Origin of the sequence: Citrobacter sp. Igbk 14 (assembly GCF_028069825.1) — a bacterium.
GTDB lineage: Bacteria > Pseudomonadota > Gammaproteobacteria > Enterobacterales > Enterobacteriaceae > Citrobacter.
Genome location: NZ_JANEWM010000012.1, coordinates 55,931 through 71,980 on the forward strand (window position 1 = coordinate 55,931; position 16,050 = coordinate 71,980).

General features: G+C 49.5%; 15 protein-coding genes. 9 read left to right on the top strand and 6 right to left on the bottom strand.

Annotated features, from left to right (window positions below; translation table 11 throughout):
* Positions 1–194 precede the first annotated feature (194 nt).
* Complete coding sequence (gene adhE / locus NNN64_RS06960; protein WP_048211477.1) at positions 195–2,873, bottom strand: bifunctional acetaldehyde-CoA/alcohol dehydrogenase; 2,679 nt, start codon at positions 2,871–2,873, stop codon at positions 195–197.
* Between the two features lie 487 nt (positions 2,874–3,360).
* Here adhE and ychE point away from each other — a divergent pair, with 487 nt between their 5' ends.
* The 7 genes from ychE (at position 3,361) to NNN64_RS06995 (ending at position 11,400) form a co-directional block, all read left to right on the top strand.
* The gene (gene ychE, locus NNN64_RS06965) at positions 3,361–4,008 is read left to right on the top strand and encodes an NAAT family transporter YchE (RefSeq protein ID WP_137381703.1); all 648 of its coding nucleotides are present in this window, start codon (positions 3,361–3,363) and stop codon (positions 4,006–4,008) included.
* A 773-nt stretch (positions 4,009–4,781) separates the two neighbouring features.
* Positions 4,782–6,413, top strand: a complete 1,632-nt coding sequence (gene oppA / locus NNN64_RS06970; RefSeq protein WP_137363867.1) for an oligopeptide ABC transporter substrate-binding protein OppA — start codon at positions 4,782–4,784, stop codon at positions 6,411–6,413.
* A 233-nt stretch (positions 6,414–6,646) separates the two neighbouring features.
* Complete coding sequence (oppB, locus tag NNN64_RS06975; RefSeq protein WP_005126405.1) at positions 6,647–7,567, top strand: oligopeptide ABC transporter permease OppB; 921 nt, start codon at positions 6,647–6,649, stop codon at positions 7,565–7,567.
* Between the two features lie 14 nt (positions 7,568–7,581).
* Positions 7,582–8,490 carry an oligopeptide ABC transporter permease OppC gene (gene oppC / locus NNN64_RS06980; RefSeq protein ID WP_048211481.1) on the top strand — a complete coding sequence of 303 codons (909 nt, stop codon included), beginning with the start codon at positions 7,582–7,584 and terminating at the stop codon, positions 8,488–8,490.
* A gap of 11 nt (positions 8,491–8,501) precedes the next feature.
* Positions 8,502–9,515 (top strand): murein tripeptide/oligopeptide ABC transporter ATP-binding protein OppD, encoded by a 1,014-nt coding sequence (gene oppD / locus NNN64_RS06985; protein WP_124021107.1) that lies wholly within the window; start codon positions 8,502–8,504, stop codon positions 9,513–9,515.
* A complete protein-coding gene (gene oppF, locus NNN64_RS06990) occupies positions 9,512–10,516 on the top strand; it encodes a murein tripeptide/oligopeptide ABC transporter ATP-binding protein OppF (RefSeq protein WP_048211482.1) in 1,005 nt (334 codons plus the stop codon). The genes oppD and oppF overlap by 4 nt, the downstream gene beginning before the upstream one ends.
* A 47-nt stretch (positions 10,517–10,563) precedes the next feature.
* Entirely contained in the window at positions 10,564–11,400 is an 837-nt protein-coding gene (locus tag NNN64_RS06995) for an ion transporter (protein WP_137381706.1), read from the top strand.
* Positions 11,401–11,437: 37 nt separating this feature from the next.
* Here the strand turns inward: NNN64_RS06995 and NNN64_RS07000 are convergent, their stop codons facing one another.
* Positions 11,438–11,767, bottom strand: a complete 330-nt coding sequence (locus NNN64_RS07000) for an HI1450 family dsDNA-mimic protein (RefSeq protein WP_040233211.1) — start codon at positions 11,765–11,767, stop codon at positions 11,438–11,440.
* A 34-nt stretch (positions 11,768–11,801) separates the two neighbouring features.
* Positions 11,802–13,262 (bottom strand): cardiolipin synthase, encoded by a 1,461-nt coding sequence (gene cls, locus NNN64_RS07005; protein WP_048211484.1) that lies wholly within the window; start codon positions 13,260–13,262, stop codon positions 11,802–11,804.
* A 142-nt stretch (positions 13,263–13,404) separates the two neighbouring features.
* On the opposite strand from cls, the gene NNN64_RS07010 reads away from it, so the two are divergent.
* Positions 13,405–13,578, top strand: coding sequence for a YciY family protein (locus tag NNN64_RS07010; protein ID WP_005126414.1), 174 nt, complete (start codon positions 13,405–13,407; stop codon positions 13,576–13,578).
* 53 nt (positions 13,579–13,631) lie between these two features.
* Here NNN64_RS07010 and NNN64_RS07015 read toward each other — a convergent pair whose 3' ends face one another.
* Positions 13,632–13,928 (bottom strand): YciI family protein, encoded by a 297-nt coding sequence (locus NNN64_RS07015; protein ID WP_048211485.1) that lies wholly within the window; start codon positions 13,926–13,928, stop codon positions 13,632–13,634.
* A 214-nt stretch (positions 13,929–14,142) separates the two neighbouring features.
* Here NNN64_RS07015 and tonB point away from each other — a divergent pair, with 214 nt between their 5' ends.
* Positions 14,143–14,871: a TonB system transport protein TonB gene (gene tonB / locus NNN64_RS07020; RefSeq protein ID WP_271440930.1), complete on the top strand. Its 729-nt coding sequence runs from the start codon at positions 14,143–14,145 to the stop codon at positions 14,869–14,871.
* Positions 14,872–14,940: 69 nt separating this feature from the next.
* On the opposite strand, the gene yciA is transcribed toward tonB, so the two are convergent.
* Both yciA and NNN64_RS07030 read right to left on the bottom strand, forming a co-directional pair.
* Entirely contained in the window at positions 14,941–15,342 is a 402-nt protein-coding gene (gene yciA / locus NNN64_RS07025; RefSeq protein ID WP_048211486.1) for an acyl-CoA thioester hydrolase YciA, read from the bottom strand.
* 165 nt (positions 15,343–15,507) lie between these two features.
* Positions 15,508–16,047 carry a septation protein A gene (locus NNN64_RS07030; RefSeq protein ID WP_003020667.1) on the bottom strand — a complete coding sequence of 180 codons (540 nt, stop codon included), beginning with the start codon at positions 16,045–16,047 and terminating at the stop codon, positions 15,508–15,510.
* Positions 16,048–16,050 lie beyond the last annotated feature (3 nt).

The following is a 16,050-nucleotide window of genomic DNA, read 5'->3' on the forward strand; positions in this document are numbered from 1 at the left end:
CTGCTTTAGCCAGAAGCGTTACCCTGCGGTATTGCCTTCTGGTGTTACTCATACATCTCTTGTTTGCACCTATTTCTCTTACGCCTTTTCACCTCGATGGCTGGTGTCTGCATAGCCTGGTTTTGGCTGAGTATGGCAAAAAAAAACGGCCCCAAAGGGCCGTTTATGAAGATACTAAAACTTATGTGAGTACATTAAGCGGATTTTTTCGCTTTTTTCTCAGCTTTAGGCGCGGCTGCTGGTTCAGTTTTAGCAGCAGTTTCACCTTCGCTGTACTCACGACCGTAGTAAGTATCCAGCAGGATCTGTTTCAGTTCAGAAATCAGCGGGTAACGCGGGTTAGCACCGGTACACTGGTCGTCAAACGCATCTTCAGACAGTTTGTCGACGTGTGCCAGGAAGTCAGCTTCCTGAACGCCAGCTTCACGGATAGATTTAGGAATACCCAGCTCAGCTTTGATTTCTTCCAGCCATGCCAGCAGTTTCTGGATTTTAGCCGCAGTACGGTCGCCCGGTGCGCTTAAACCCAGATGGTCTGCGATTTCGGCGTAGCGACGACGAGCTTGCGGACGATCGTACTGGCTGAATGCAGTCTGTTTAGTCGGGTTGTCGTTCGCGTTATAACGAATGACGTTGCTGATCAGCAGGGCGTTCGCCAGACCGTGAGGAATGTGGAACTGAGAGCCCAGCTTGTGTGCCATTGAGTGACATACACCCAGGAAGGCGTTAGCAAACGCGATACCAGCAATGGTTGCTGCACTGTGAACACGCTCACGCGCTACCGGGTTCTTAGAACCTTCATGGTAGGACGCAGGCAGGTTTTCTTTCAGCAGTTTCAGCGCTTGCAGAGCCTGACCGTCAGAGAATTCAGAAGCCAGTACGGAAACATAAGCTTCCAGGGCGTGAGTCACTGCGTCCAGACCACCGAATGCACACAGTGATTTCGGCATATCCATCACCAGGTTGGCATCGACAATTGCCATATCTGGAGTCAGCGCGTAGTCAGCCAGCGGATATTTCTGACCCGTTGCATCATCGGTAACAACCGCAAACGGCGTTACTTCAGAACCGGTACCGGAAGTGGTGGTGACGGCGATCATTTTCGCTTTCACGCCCATTTTCGGGAACTTATAGATACGTTTACGGATGTCCATAAAGCGCAGTGCCAGCTCTTCGAAATGGGTTTCCGGATGTTCGTACATCACCCACATGATTTTCGCGGCGTCCATCGGGGAACCACCGCCCAGTGCGATGATAACGTCAGGTTTGAAGGAGTTAGCCAGCTCAGCACCTTTACGAACAACGCTCAGAGTCGGGTCAGCTTCAACTTCAAAGAACACTTCGGTTTCAACGCCGGCTGCTTTCAGAACGGAGGTGATCTGGTCAGCATAACCGTTGTTGAACAGGAAGCGGTCGGTCACGATCAGAGCACGTTTGTGACCATCGGTAATCACTTCATCCAGCGCGATTGGCAGTGAGCCACGACGGAAGTAGATAGATTTCGGAAGTTTGTGCCACAACATGTTTTCAGCTCGCTTAGCAACGGTTTTCTTGTTGATCAGGTGCTTAGGACCAACGTTTTCAGAGATGGAGTTACCACCCCAGGAACCACAACCCAGAGTCAGGGAAGGTGCGAGTTTAAAGTTGTACAGGTCGCCGATACCACCCTGTGAAGCCGGGGTGTTAATCAGGATACGCGCGGTTTTCATCATCTGACCGAAGTAAGCAACGCGTTCTGGTTGGTTGTCCTGGTCAGTGTACAGGCAAGAAGTGTGGCCGATACCACCCATCGCAACCAGTTTCTCTGCTTTGTCTACCGCATCTTCGAAATCTTTCGCACGGTACATCGCCAGTGTCGGGGACAGTTTTTCGTGAGCAAACGGCTCGCTTTCATCAACAACTTTCACTTCACCGATCAGGATCTTAGTTGTTTCCGGAACTGAGAAGCCTGCCAGTTCAGCAATTTTATAGGCCGGCTGACCAACGATAGCGGCGTTCAGTGCGCCATTTTTCAGGATAACGTCCTGAACAGCTTTCAGCTCTTTGCCCTGCAGCATGTAGCCGCCGTGGCTAGCGAAACGTTCACGAACTGCATCGTATACAGAGTCAACAACAACAACGGACTGTTCAGAAGCACAGATTACGCCGTTATCGAAGGTTTTAGACATCAGAACGGAAGCAACCGCGCGCTTAATATCCGCAGTTTCGTCAATAACAACAGGGGTGTTACCTGCACCTACACCGATTGCGGGTTTACCGGAGCTGTAGGCTGCTTTAACCATGCCTGGACCACCGGTCGCAAGGATCAGGTTGATGTCCGGGTGATGCATCAGAGCATTAGACAGTTCAACGGAAGGTTGATCGATCCAGCCGATCAGATCTTTCGGTGCACCAGCAGCGATAGCCGCCTGCAGAACGATGTCAGCCGCTTTGTTAGTGGCATCTTTAGCACGCGGGTGTGGAGAGAAGATGATTGCGTTACGCGTCTTCAGGCTGATCAGCGATTTGAAGATAGCAGTAGATGTCGGGTTAGTGGTCGGAACGATACCGCAGATGATACCAATCGGTTCAGCGATGGTGATAGTACCGAAAGTGTCGTCTTCAGACAGAACACCACAGGTCTTTTCATCTTTATAAGCGTTGTAAATGTATTCGGAAGCAAAGTGGTTTTTGATCACTTTGTCTTCGACGATGCCCATGCCGGATTCGGCAACGGCCATTTTCGCGAGAGGGATTCGAGCGTCTGCGGCTGCCAGAGCGGCGGCGCGGAAGATTTTGTCAACCTGTTCTTGAGTGAAACTGGCATATTCACGCTGGGCTTTTTTTACGCGCTCTACAAGTGCGTTAAGTTCAGCGACATTAGTAACAGCCATAATGCTCTCCTGATAATGTTAAACTTTTTTAGTAAATCATCTGCTCGATACGAGAGTATAGACAGATCGACGAAAAATTGTATAACGTTTTGAAAATCAAACGGTTAATTAACGTCCACTTTACTTTGATTTACTAAAAGAGCTTATGCGTTAGCGTCATTTAACTCTAACGCGTTACCTCCAGGTGGCGTAAGCAAGATTACTCACTTCTGAGTAGTAATTGCGTGATCTGGATCAAATTTCCGCAAAGCTGACACCTTTCAGCAGGCCCTTTTAGCGTTTCTTGGTAAGTGTTAAAAAATTGATGTAATGAATGAGGTTAACATTAGCATATTTAATACATATTAATAACACCGAGTAATGGTAGCGTATTTACGTAGATATACGCAGATAGCAGGTGAAGTATGCTGACAAAAGGCGTATCTTCAGCGCGGATTTCATCAATTTTTATGACTCATTTTATCCGGCTAACGCTTCGGAGCTAACCGTGATCCATACGCTATTCGATTTCCCTGTTTATTTTAAATTTTTCATCGGGTTATTTGCCCTGGTCAATCCGGTAGGGATCATCCCTGTCTTTATCAGCATGACCAGCTACCAGACCGCTGCCGCACGCAATAAAACCAACCTTACGGCAAACCTGTCGGTTGCTATCATTCTGTGGACCTCTCTGTTTCTGGGGGATGGAATTCTGCAATTGTTTGGCATCTCAATTGATTCGTTCAGGATTGCTGGTGGTATCCTGGTCGTGACTATCGCGATGTCGATGATCAGCGGAAAACTTGGGGAAGATAAGCAAAACAAGCAGGAAAAGTCGGAGACGGCAATACGCGAGAGCATTGGCGTTGTCCCGTTAGCGCTGCCGTTAATGGCGGGGCCGGGGGCAATAAGCTCAACGATCGTCTGGGGCACGCGTTATCATAGTGCCATTAATCTGTTTGGTTTTTTCGTGGCAATTGCGCTGTTTGCTCTGTGCTGTTGGGGATTGTTTCGAATGGCGCCATGGCTGGTTCGCCTGTTGGGACAAACCGGCATCAACGTCATCACGCGTATTATGGGGTTGTTACTCATGGCGTTGGGTATTGAGTTCATTGTGACCGGTATCAAGTCCATTTTCCCGGGTTTACTTGCCTGAATACACCCATTCAATATAAACGGAGCTGCTCTCTGGCTCCGTTTCCCTCCATTGTCAGTAAAACTTCTCACGAAAGTTGAAAAGTGGCATAGCAATACTAAAAAATGATGATAGCCAACTGCATTTTTATGTATTGATTTTAAACACAATTACCTTTTCCGCAGAACAGATGAAACAGGGCTGCATTGTTATTTTATTAACATCATACTCTGGGGCTTGCTGAAGGATTATCGAAATGATACTAGTTATTTCAGCACCTAATTTAGATGAATGTGCTAATTAATAACCAATTGTTAAATTTATGTGCATTTTGACGTCTCTTCGATGCCGGACAGGGCGATGAACTGGGTGTCTCATGCAATGTATTGAATTAATTGATTTTATTTTTGAAAAATCGCTTTTTTGATGATTTTGTAGTGCGGTTTTTTTTCGATAAAAGAGAATTGGTTAACAAATCTGTAAAATGTATTGGCGGTGAAGAAACGCATTTGATACTTTCCGGCCAAGTATTTAGCAGAAGATTTCACGTTGATGAGAATCATTTTCAGTTAGTTTCTCTCAACAGGATAATAGCGTGCTTCCGGCAGGGGAGGCACGTAGATAATCGACGCAAGGCGATCAAACGAATCGCCAGAATAAATAAAGTCGGTGATAGCGAGCAGTAAACAAAAAAACACCTGACGGTAGAAAATCTCCGGTGCCGTACAGGGATCCTGACAGGATTAACAGTCTGGTTATAAAACCAGCCATAATAATGAGGGAGTACAAACACAATGACTAACATCACTAAAAAAAGTTTAGTAGCTGCGGGGATCCTAACTGCGCTAATCGCTGGAAATGTTGCTACAGCAGCAGTAGTACCAGCAGGTGTACAGTTGGCTGAGAAGCAGACTCTGGTGCGTAATAATGGTTCGGAAGTCCAGTCACTCGATCCGCATAAAATCGAAGGTGTACCGGAATCCAACATTAGCCGTGATTTATTTGAAGGTTTATTAATCAGTGACGTTGATGGCAAACCATCACCGGGCGTGGCTGATAAATGGGAAAATAAAGATTTTAAAGTTTGGACATTCCATCTGCGTAAAGACGCTAAATGGTCTGATGGAACGCCCGTTACCGCACAAGATTTCGTCTATAGCTGGCAACGTCTGGCGAACCCTAATACTGCTTCACCGTACGCCAGCTATTTACAGTACGGACATATTGTCAATATTGATGACATCATCGCCGGTAAGAAGCCAGTTACCGATCTCGGTGTAAAAGCGATTGACGACCATACCTTTGAAGTCACTCTGAGCGAACCTGTTCCTTATTTCTACAAACTACTTGTGCACTCCTCTCTTTCCCCTGTGCCTAAAGCCGTGGTGGAAAAATTCGGTGAAAAATGGACCCAACCCGCTAACATCGTTTCTAACGGCTCTTATAAACTGAAAGACTGGGTTGTCAACGAGCGTATTGTTCTTGAGCGTAATACCCACTACTGGGACAACGCGAAAACCATTATTAACCAGGTTACATACCTGCCAATTTCTTCTGAAGTGACTGACGTGAACCGCTATCGCAGCGGTGAAATCGACATGACCTATAACAACATGCCGATTGAGTTATTCCAGAAACTGAAAAAAGAGATCCCGAACGAAGTTCACGTTGATCCTTACCTGTGCACCTATTATTACGAAATTAACAACCAAAAAGCACCGTTCAACGATGTTCGTGTTCGTACCGCCCTGAAGCTGGCGCTGGATCGTGACATTATCGTCAACAAAGTGAAAAACCAGGGCGATCTGCCTGCCTATAGCTTTACCCCGCCATATACTGATGGCGCTAAACTGGTTGAGCCAGAGTGGTTCAAGTGGTCACAGGAAAAACGTAACGAAGAAGCGAAAAAACTGCTGGCCGAAGCTGGTTTTACCGCGGATAAACCGTTGACCTTTGATCTGCTGTATAACACCTCCGATCTGCACAAGAAGCTGGCTATCGCTGCGGCATCCATCTGGAAGAAAAATCTGGGTGCGAACGTGAAGCTGGAAAATCAGGAGTGGAAGACGTTCCTCGATACGCGTCATCAGGGCAACTATGACGTTTCACGCGCAGGCTGGTGTGCGGATTATAACGAACCGACGTCTTTCCTGAATATGGTGCTGTCTGACAGCTCCAACAACACCGTCCACTATAAGAGCCCTGCATTTGACAAGTTGATTGCTGATACCCTGAAAGCAACTGATGATGCTCAGCGCAGTGAACTGTATTCGCAAGCAGAACAGCTGTTGGATAAAGACTCTGCAATTGTACCGGTGTTCTACTACGTTAACGCCCGTCTGGTGAAACCTTGGGTAGGCGGATACTCCGGTAAAGACCCGATGGATAATATCCACGTTAAAGACTTGTATATTATCAAGCATTAATGGCAAGACGTGGGGCAATCATTTTTGCCCCACAGTGTCTTTTTCTTCGAACTATAAATACCTCTTTAGACAAAGAGAGGTATACCCTAAATAATTCACGTTGCAGGAAGGCGGCAACGCAGCAAATCGCCAGGAGCTTACTTAAGTAAGTGACTGGCGTGAGCGAGTAAAGCCAACGCACCTGCGGCTTGAAGTATGACGGGTATAAAGGCACACGCCAGAAGGTACGGGCAATGTTGAAATTTATATTACGCCGCTGTCTGGAAGCGATTCCGACGCTATTTATTCTTATTACGATTTCATTCTTTATGATGCGTCTTGCACCGGGAAGTCCTTTCACCGGAGAGCGCGCGTTACCGCCAGAAGTTCTGGCGAATATTGAAGCGAAATACCATCTTAATGACCCGATCTCAACGCAGTACTTTAGCTATCTGAAACAGCTGGCGCACGGTGATTTTGGGCCATCCTTTAAATATAAAGACTACACCGTTAATGACCTGGTCGCGTCAAGCTTTCCGGTTTCCGCGAAACTGGGGGCTGCGGCCTTTATTCTGGCGGTGGTGATCGGCGTCAGTGCGGGCGTAATCGCCGCGTTGAAGCAAAACACGCGGTGGGATTACACAGTTATGGGGGTGGCGATGACCGGGGTGGTGATCCCCAGTTTTGTCGTTGCTCCCTTATTAGTCATGATATTTGCAATCACACTGAAATGGCTACCCGGTGGCGGCTGGAATGGTGGGGCGCTGAAATTTATGATCCTGCCAATGGTGGCGCTATCCCTGGCCTATATTGCCAGTATTGCGCGTATTACCCGCGGCTCGATGATTGAAGTGCTGCACTCTAACTTTATTCGGACCGCGCGTGCTAAAGGGTTACCGATGCGACGGATTATTTTCCGCCATGCGTTAAAACCTGCGTTGTTGCCGGTGTTGTCCTATATGGGCCCCGCGTTTGTCGGCATCATTACCGGTTCGATGGTTATTGAAACTATCTATGGTTTACCGGGTATTGGGCAGCTGTTTGTGAATGGCGCATTAAACCGCGATTACTCGCTGGTACTGAGCCTGACTATTCTGGTCGGCGCGCTGACCATCGTGTTTAACGCGATTGTCGATGTGCTGTATGCCGTAATCGACCCGAAAATCCGTTACTGATACTGGAGCTCGCTATGATGTTAAGTAAGAAAAACAGCGAAGCGCTGGAGAATTTCAGTGAGAAGCTGGAGGTCGAAGGCCGCAGCCTGTGGCAGGACGCTCGTCGACGCTTTATGCATAACCGGGCGGCAGTAGCCAGCCTCGTGGTACTGGTGATTATTGCGCTGTTTGTGACGTTGGCACCTATGTTATCGCAGTTTACCTACTTCGATACTGACTGGGGCATGATGTCCAGCGCGCCTGATACGGAGTCCGGGCACTATTTTGGCACTGACTCATCCGGTCGTGATCTGCTGGTACGGGTGGCAATTGGAGGACGGATCTCGTTGATGGTGGGGATTGCGGCGGCGCTGGTGGCGGTGATTGTGGGCACGCTGTACGGTTCACTATCGGGTTACCTGGGCGGTAAAATCGACTCCGTGATGATGCGTCTGCTGGAAATCCTTAACTCCTTCCCGTTCATGTTCTTCGTTATTCTGTTGGTCACCTTCTTTGGGCAAAACATTCTGCTGATCTTTGTGGCGATTGGGATGGTGTCCTGGCTTGACATGGCGCGTATCGTTCGTGGCCAGACGCTGAGCCTGAAGCGCAAAGAGTTTATTGAAGCAGCCCAGGTTGGTGGGGTGTCTACCGTGCGTATTGTTGTGCGCCACATTGTGCCAAACGTACTGGGTGTAGTGGTGGTCTACGCCTCGTTGCTGGTTCCCAGCATGATCCTGTTTGAATCGTTCCTGAGCTTCCTGGGACTTGGTACACAAGAGCCGCTAAGTAGCTGGGGCGCATTACTCAGTGATGGTGCCAACTCGATGGAAGTATCGCCATGGTTACTGCTGTTCCCGGCAGGGTTCCTGGTGGTGACGCTATTCTGTTTTAACTTTATTGGCGATGGCCTGCGTGATGCCCTCGACCCGAAAGACCGTTAAGGAGTGCCGCCATGAGCGTAATTGAGACCTCAACCGCGCCGCTCGCGCAACAACAGGCTAACGCACTGCTGAACGTTACCGATCTGCGAGTGACGTTTGCCACCCCTGATGGTGATGTTACTGCAGTAAACGATTTAAACTTTTCACTACGTGCCGGGGAAACGCTGGGTATTGTGGGTGAGTCTGGTTCAGGTAAGTCGCAGACTGCATTTGCCTTGATGGGCCTGCTGGCCGCAAATGGCCGAATTGGCGGTTCCGCTACATTTAACGGTCGTGAGATCCTGAACTTACCGGAGCGTGAGCTGAACAAACTGCGCGCCGAGCAAATCTCGATGATCTTCCAGGACCCTATGACCTCTCTGAATCCGTATATGCGGGTCGGCGAACAGTTAATGGAAGTTCTGATGCTACACAAAGGTATGAGCAAAGCAGAAGCCTTTGAAGAGTCAGTCAGAATGCTGGATGCGGTGAAAATGCCGGAAGCGCGTAAGCGTATGAAAATGTACCCGCATGAATTCTCCGGCGGTATGCGTCAACGTGTGATGATCGCCATGGCGCTACTGTGCAGGCCAAAGTTACTGATTGCCGATGAACCCACTACTGCGCTGGATGTTACGGTTCAGGCGCAAATCATGACGCTGCTGAATGAGCTGAAAAGTGAATTCAATACCGCAATCATCATGATTACCCACGACCTCGGTGTTGTTGCCGGTATTTGCGACAAAGTATTGGTGATGTATGCCGGACGCACGATGGAATATGGTAGTGCGCGCGATGTCTTTTATAAGCCTGTTCATCCGTATTCAATTGGCCTGCTTAATGCCGTCCCGCGTCTGGATGCCGAAGGGGAAGAAATGCTGACTATCCCGGGTAATCCGCCGAACCTGTTGCGTTTACCGAAAGGCTGCCCGTTCCAGCCCCGTTGCCCGCATGCCATGGAAATCTGTAGCAGTGCTCCGCCACTGGAAGAGTTTAGTCCGGGCCGTCTGCGTGCCTGCTTTAAACCGGTGGAGGAACTGGTATGAATGCGGTAACCGAACAACGAAAAGTACTCCTCGAAATTGCCGATCTGAAAGTCCATTTCGACATCAAAGATGGTAAACAGTGGTTCTGGCAACCGTCGAAAACGCTGAAAGCCGTTGATGGCGTTACACTACGTCTGTATGAGGGCGAAACATTAGGTGTGGTGGGGGAATCCGGCTGCGGGAAATCGACGTTTGCGCGTGCGATTATCGGTCTGGTAAAAGCGACCGATGGTAAAGTCGCCTGGCTCGGCAAAGATTTGCTTGGCATGAAACCCGATGAGTGGCGGGCGGTACGTAGTGACATCCAGATGATTTTCCAGGATCCACTGGCATCGCTAAACCCGCGTATGACCATCGGTGAAATTATCGCTGAACCGTTGAGGACTTATCACCCGAATCTGCCTGGGCAGGAAGTTCGTGACCGCGTAAAGGCGATGATGATGAAAGTGGGGTTACTGCCTAACCTGATTAACCGCTATCCGCACGAGTTTTCCGGTGGGCAGTGCCAGCGTATTGGTATTGCCCGCGCGTTGATCCTTGAGCCGAAGCTGATAATTTGTGATGAGCCCGTATCCGCGCTGGATGTATCGATTCAGGCGCAGGTTGTTAACCTGTTGCAGCAATTACAGCGTGAGATGGGTTTATCATTAATCTTCATTGCCCATGACCTGGCAGTGGTTAAACATATTTCCGATCGCGTGCTGGTGATGTATCTCGGGCATGCGGTGGAATTAGGGACCTATGACGAGGTGTACCATAATCCGCTGCATCCCTATACCAAAGCGCTAATGTCAGCGGTGCCAATTCCCGATCCTGATATGGAGAGGAACAAGGTTATCCAGCTGCTGGAAGGTGAGTTACCGTCCCCGATTAATCCGCCTTCGGGGTGTGTGTTCCGCACGCGTTGTCCGATCGCCGGACCAGAATGCGCGAAAACGCGTCCTGTACTTGAAGGGAGTTTCCGACACGCGGTTTCCTGCTTAAAAGTAGACCCGCTATAATCGAGAGGGCTGACATACTGTCAGCCCTTCTTTTTGGTGAGGTAAATGTGTCAGGCTTAGTCTCTTCTGTTCGCCGTACTCTCTACCGTACATTATTTGATTTAGATACACGCTCGGGGCGCCGTTTTGAAGGCATGTGTGCACTGTTCGCATTGCTGAGCGTGATTGTTATCTTCATTGAGTCTGGGGTTGGGACGCAATACCATTTAACCTATGATGAATGGCATATTTTTGTCTGGCTGGAAGTCTTTATTACACTGGTCTTTACCCTCGAATATCTGCTCAGATTGTGCTGCTGGGCCAATCCTGCAAAATATGTGTTTAGCTTTTGGGGAATTATCGATCTCGCGACGATTCTGCCACTGTATGTGATGTGGCTATGGCCGGAAATTAGTCTGAGTTATGTTTTCGCCTGGCGAGCGATGCGCGTGCTGCGTGTACTGAGAATACTCAAACTGTTGCGATTTATGCCGTCGCTACGTGTGTTCTGGAGCGCAATTAAAAGTGCCCGTCATCAGTTGATGCTGTTTTACTCGTTTATTGCCATTCTGATGATTGTCTTTGGTGCACTGATGTACCTGATCGAAGGCCCGAAATATGGTTTTACCACGCTGAATGCGTCGGTATATTGGGCAATCGTTACGGTTACGACAGTCGGTTATGGTGATATTACCCCGCATACCCCGCTTGGCCGCATGGTTGCGTCAGTACTGATCCTGATTGGTTATTCGGTTATTGCAATCCCGACAGGATTGATAACAACACACATGAGCAGTGCGTTTCAGCATCGGCAAAATCAGCGCAAATGTCCGCAGTGTCAACAAAGCCAGCATGAGCACAGCGCGCAATTTTGTAATCGCTGCGGAAGTAAATTGCCTGACTAGAAATAAAAAAAGCTGCGAGAGCAGCTTTTTGTTTTCATTATTCGCGCCAGAGAATGTGGCAGAGTTTGTGATCTTTTTCGCGACATAACAGAACACGCGCAAAAATATCGTTAATCTCACCGTCTTCTGAGTCTGCCAGACCAATCACTACTTCGGCGAAGAAGTCAGGATTCAGGTCAAAATCGACGTGCTCCTGCCAGTCTTGTGCAGGGTCAAATAACTCTGCACCGCCACGTTCTTCAAACTGCAAATTAAACAGAAGGATGTCGGCCGGATCGAGATTGTCCGCCGCCAGTTCGAGAAAAATGTCATAAGCCTGCTCAAGCGTTTCGTCTTCGGTCAGGCGGTTGTTCAAATCCATATCCATAATGACTACCTGTTTACTGTCTGATGGGCACGTTTTACAGCAACGGGCTAAAGAAGTAAAACAGTCGCTCAGCGATACGCTGCCAGAGTGGTCGTTTTACCCACAAACGTGCATCCAGCAGGCGGGAACGCGAAATATAATCATCCTGTACCGCGGCGAGGTCACCGCCGAATCCGGCATCGTCAATCACCAGTGTTATCTCAAAATTCAGCCACAGGCTGCGCATATCCAGGTTTACGGTACCGACAAGACTCAGTTCGCCATCGACCAGCACGCTTTTGGTATGTAACAACCCGCCTTCGAACTGATAGATTTTCACGCCTGCCGCCAGTAACTCGGTGAAAAAAGCCCGGCTTGCCCAGCCGACCAGCATTGAGTCATTCTTGCGTGGAAGAATGATGCTGACATCTACACCGCGCTGCGCCGCTGTACAGATGGCGTGCAGCAGATCGTCACTGGGGACAAAGTACGGGGTGGTCATGATTAAATATTCACGAGCAGAATATGCGGCGGTCAATAAGGCTTGATGGATCAGGTCTTCAGGGAAGCCAGGGCCGGAGGCAATAGTGTGAATGGTGTGTCCGCTAGCCTGCTCAAACGGCATGATGTTGACATCGGGAGGCGGCGGTAAAATGCGTTTACCGGTCTCAATTTCCCAGTCGCAGGAGTAGACGATCCCCATGGCAGTGGCCACCGGCCCTTCCATTCTCGCCATCAGGTCAACCCATTGTCCGACACCGGCATCCTGTTTAAAGAAACGCGGATCGACCATATTCATGCTACCGGTGTAGGCGATGTAGTTGTCGATCATGATCATTTTACGATGTTGGCGCAGGTCCATACGGCGTAAAAATACACGCATCAGGTTAACCTTTAGCGCTTCGACCACCTCGATACCCGCGTTGCGCATCATCGCCGCCCACGGACTACGGAAGAATGCCACGCTGCCCGCGGAGTCCAGCATCAAACGACAGTGAATCCCCCGTCTGGCGGCGGCCATCAATGATTCCGCGACCTGATCGGCCATACCGCCAGGTTGCCAGATGTAGAACACCATCTCAATGTTGTGACGCGCCAACTGAATATCGCGGATTAACGCCTGCATCACGTCATCAGAGCTGGTGAGAAGCTGTAGCTGATTGCCCTTAACGCCAGCAATGCCCTGGCGACGCTCGCATAACTTAAATAATGATGAGGCAACGCTGCTGTTTTCTTGCGCGAAAATATGTTTGCAGGCTTTGAGATCGTTCAACCATTTAGCTGTTGATGGCCACATCGCTCTGGCACGCTCGGCCCGGCGTTTGCCCAGGTGAAGTTCACCAAAGGACAGATAAGCAATGATCCCTACCAATGGCAGTATATAGATGATCAAAAGCCAGGCCATTGCGGAGGGTACTGCGCGTCGCTTCATCAGAATGCGTAATGTAACGCCAGCAATGAGTACCCAGTAACCCAGAATGACCAGCCAACTCACCACGGTGTAGAAGGTTGTCATAAATTTAAAAATCCTTTTGAAAGCGTATTGTTAAGAGTTTACGCATCAGGAGTCATCTGGCAAATAAAAACACGGGAAAACCACTGGTCTGCATTCGGTCTGGGGGTATAATGCCCGCTCTGTGACTGGAAGAGTAGTTAACATGAAGCGTAGTAGAACGGAAGTGGGACGCTGGCGGATGCTGCGTCAGGCTAGCCGCCGTAAAGCACGTTGGCTTGAAGGGCAATCGCGCCGTAACATGCGTATCCACTCCATCAGAAAATGCATTCTCAATCATCAACGAAATTCGTTGCTGTTTGCGATCTATAGCATTTGATCCAAAAAGGGCACCGCAGGCGGTGCCCAATGTATTCCTGTCCGTTCTGTTTTTTAAAATACTTTTTTGTACGGCTTGACCGAAACCTGCGCATAAACTCCTGCAGCCACATACGGGTCGGCATCTGCCCACGCCTGTGCTGCCTCTAAAGATTCAAACTCCGCAATCACCGTCGAACCGGTAAATCCCGCCGCACCCGGATCGTTACTGTCGACCGCGGGCATAGGGCCTGCCGTCAGTAGACGACCTTCATCATGGAGGAGTTGCAGGCGGGCCAGGTGAGCAGGGCGTACGGAAAGACGTTTTTCGAGAGAATCTGCGATATCTTGAGCATAAATTACATACAGCACGGGTAGAGCTCCTTGATCGGTAAAAGTCGCGTTTACGTTATTGGAAAGCCCTGGTAACTGCAACGTAAAGATAATAGCTTTGTTAAGGCCATATTAAGATAATGGTTTTTTTACATGAAATTGCGTTTTAAATGCGGCTTACTGTCATGGGCTTATTGAATATGATTGCTATTTGCATTTAAAATCGAGGCCTGGTTTTATAACTGAAACGATTATGACTGCAATGACCCTTGATTTACCTCGTCGCTTTCCCTGGCCGACGTTACTTTCCGTCGGCATTCACGGCGCTGTAGTGGCGGGTCTGTTGTATACCTCGGTACATCAGGTTATTGAACTGCCTGCACCCGCGCAGCCGATCTCCATCACGATGGTCGCACCTGCCGATCTTGAGCCACCTCAGGCAGTTCAACCACCGCCGGAGCCTGTCGTTGAGCCTGAACCGGAACCTGAACCTATACCGGAACCGCCAAAAGAGGCACCGGTGGTGATCGAGAAACCGAAGCCTAAGCCAAAACCGAAGCCGAAACCGGTGAAAAAGGTTGAAGAGCAGCCAAAACGTGACGTGAAACCGGCTGAGTCGCGTCCGGCATCGCCGTTTGAGAACACGGCGCCTGCTCGTCCGGCAGCAACCAGTACCGCACCGGCAACCAGTAAACCTGCGGTTAGTGCACCGTCTGGGCCACGCGCCTTAAGTCGTAATCAACCACAGTATCCGGCGCGCGCGCAGGCTCTGCGCATTGAAGGCCGGGTGAAGGTCAAGTTTGATGTCACATCAGATGGCCGTGTAGAGAATGTTGAGGTGCTTTCCGCACAGCCTGCCAATATGTTTGAGCGTGAAGTGAAAAATGCGATGCGCAGATGGCGTTACGAGGCGGGCAAACCGGGATCTGGCCTGGTGGTGAATATCGTTTTCCGTCTGAACGGTACGGCGCAGATTGAGTAACTGGCGTGCCGGAGTTGGCGTCAGGCCTTCTCCGGCAAGCAGGTTTGATAACGGTGTTAACGCTGGTTATCAGACCTGTGTTGGTATCGGACGGGGTTTACCGTCTTTATCTACAGCGACGTAGATAAATAGGGCTTCAGTGGCTTTGTAACGCTGGCCAATGGGTTCCGAAGCGACTTTCTTCACCCAGACTTCAATATTAATGCTGATTGACGTCGTTCCGCGTTTTACACAGCGAGCGTAGCAACAGACGACATCACCTACGGCAACCGGGCGCAAAAAGCTCATTCCTTCAACTCGCACCGTCACCACGCGGCCGTGTGCGATCTCTTTGGCCTGAATAGCGCCACCAATATCCATCTGTGACATCAGCCAGCCGCCAAAAATATCACCGTTAGCATTGGTATCGGCAGGCATGGCCAGAGTGCGTAAAACCAGTTCACCCTGGGGGGTGTTATTCGTTGTTGTCATTGTAGAACCGACTGTAGAGAAAGATTACAGGCGCGATGCTACTAGAATTTACGGGCGGAGAACAGAGGGGATGCGGCGCGCGGAGGGGATGTAAGCCAGCTTGTCTGCCACGAAGAACGCAAGCGGATAAAAATTCGCCAGATCCGCAGATCTGGCGAACACATATTACGATTTATCTTCCTGCGGCAGATGGCGGTAGATATAGACTCCGCTCAGCAACGTGAAGAATAAGGTCAGGGCGGTTAATCCGAACACTTTGAAGTTGACCCAAATGTTCTGCGGCAGCCAAAACGCAATGTAGATATTGGCCAGTCCACACAGGATGAAGAAGACAGCCCAGGCCAGATTCAGCTTTGACCATACCGGCTGCGGCAGTGTCAGCTCTTTTCCTAACATGCGCTGAATCAGTGGCTTTTTCATTACCCACTGGCTAACCAGTAGTGCACCGGCAAACAGTCCGTAAATCACCGTAACCTTCCACTTAATGAATTCATCGTTGTGGAAGAAAATCGTCAGGCCACCGAAGACGGCAACCAGAACAAAGGTGATTAACGCCATCTTCTCGACCTTGCGATAGCGAACCCAACTGTAAATCAACACCACAGCCGTTGCGACAATAAGCGCCGAGGTTGCCGCGTAGATGTCATAGAGCTTATAAAAAGCAAAAAAGACAACCAGCGGTAAAAAATCAAGAAACTGCTTCATTCT

Coding starts and splice junctions, on each gene's coding strand:
- oppC (WP_048211481.1), top strand. CDS start 7,582: ATGATGTTAAGTAAGAAAAACAGCGAAGCGCTGGAGAATTTCAGTGAG.
- yciA (WP_048211486.1), bottom strand. CDS start 15,342: ATGACAACAACGAATAACACCCCCCAGGGTGAACTGGTTTTACGCACT.
- NNN64_RS07000 (WP_040233211.1), bottom strand. CDS start 11,767: ATGGATATGGATTTGAACAACCGCCTGACCGAAGACGAAACGCTTGAG.
- NNN64_RS07010 (WP_005126414.1), top strand. CDS start 13,405: ATGAAGCGTAGTAGAACGGAAGTGGGACGCTGGCGGATGCTGCGTCAG.
- oppA (WP_137363867.1), top strand. CDS start 4,782: ATGACTAACATCACTAAAAAAAGTTTAGTAGCTGCGGGGATCCTAACT.
- oppB (WP_005126405.1), top strand. CDS start 6,647: ATGTTGAAATTTATATTACGCCGCTGTCTGGAAGCGATTCCGACGCTA.
- oppF (WP_048211482.1), top strand. CDS start 9,512: ATGAATGCGGTAACCGAACAACGAAAAGTACTCCTCGAAATTGCCGAT.
- tonB (WP_271440930.1), top strand. CDS start 14,143: ATGACTGCAATGACCCTTGATTTACCTCGTCGCTTTCCCTGGCCGACG.
- oppD (WP_124021107.1), top strand. CDS start 8,502: ATGAGCGTAATTGAGACCTCAACCGCGCCGCTCGCGCAACAACAGGCT.
- NNN64_RS07030 (WP_003020667.1), bottom strand. CDS start 16,047: ATGAAGCAGTTTCTTGATTTTTTACCGCTGGTTGTCTTTTTTGCTTTT.
- adhE (WP_048211477.1), bottom strand. CDS start 2,873: ATGGCTGTTACTAATGTCGCTGAACTTAACGCACTTGTAGAGCGCGTA.
- cls (WP_048211484.1), bottom strand. CDS start 13,262: ATGACAACCTTCTACACCGTGGTGAGTTGGCTGGTCATTCTGGGTTAC.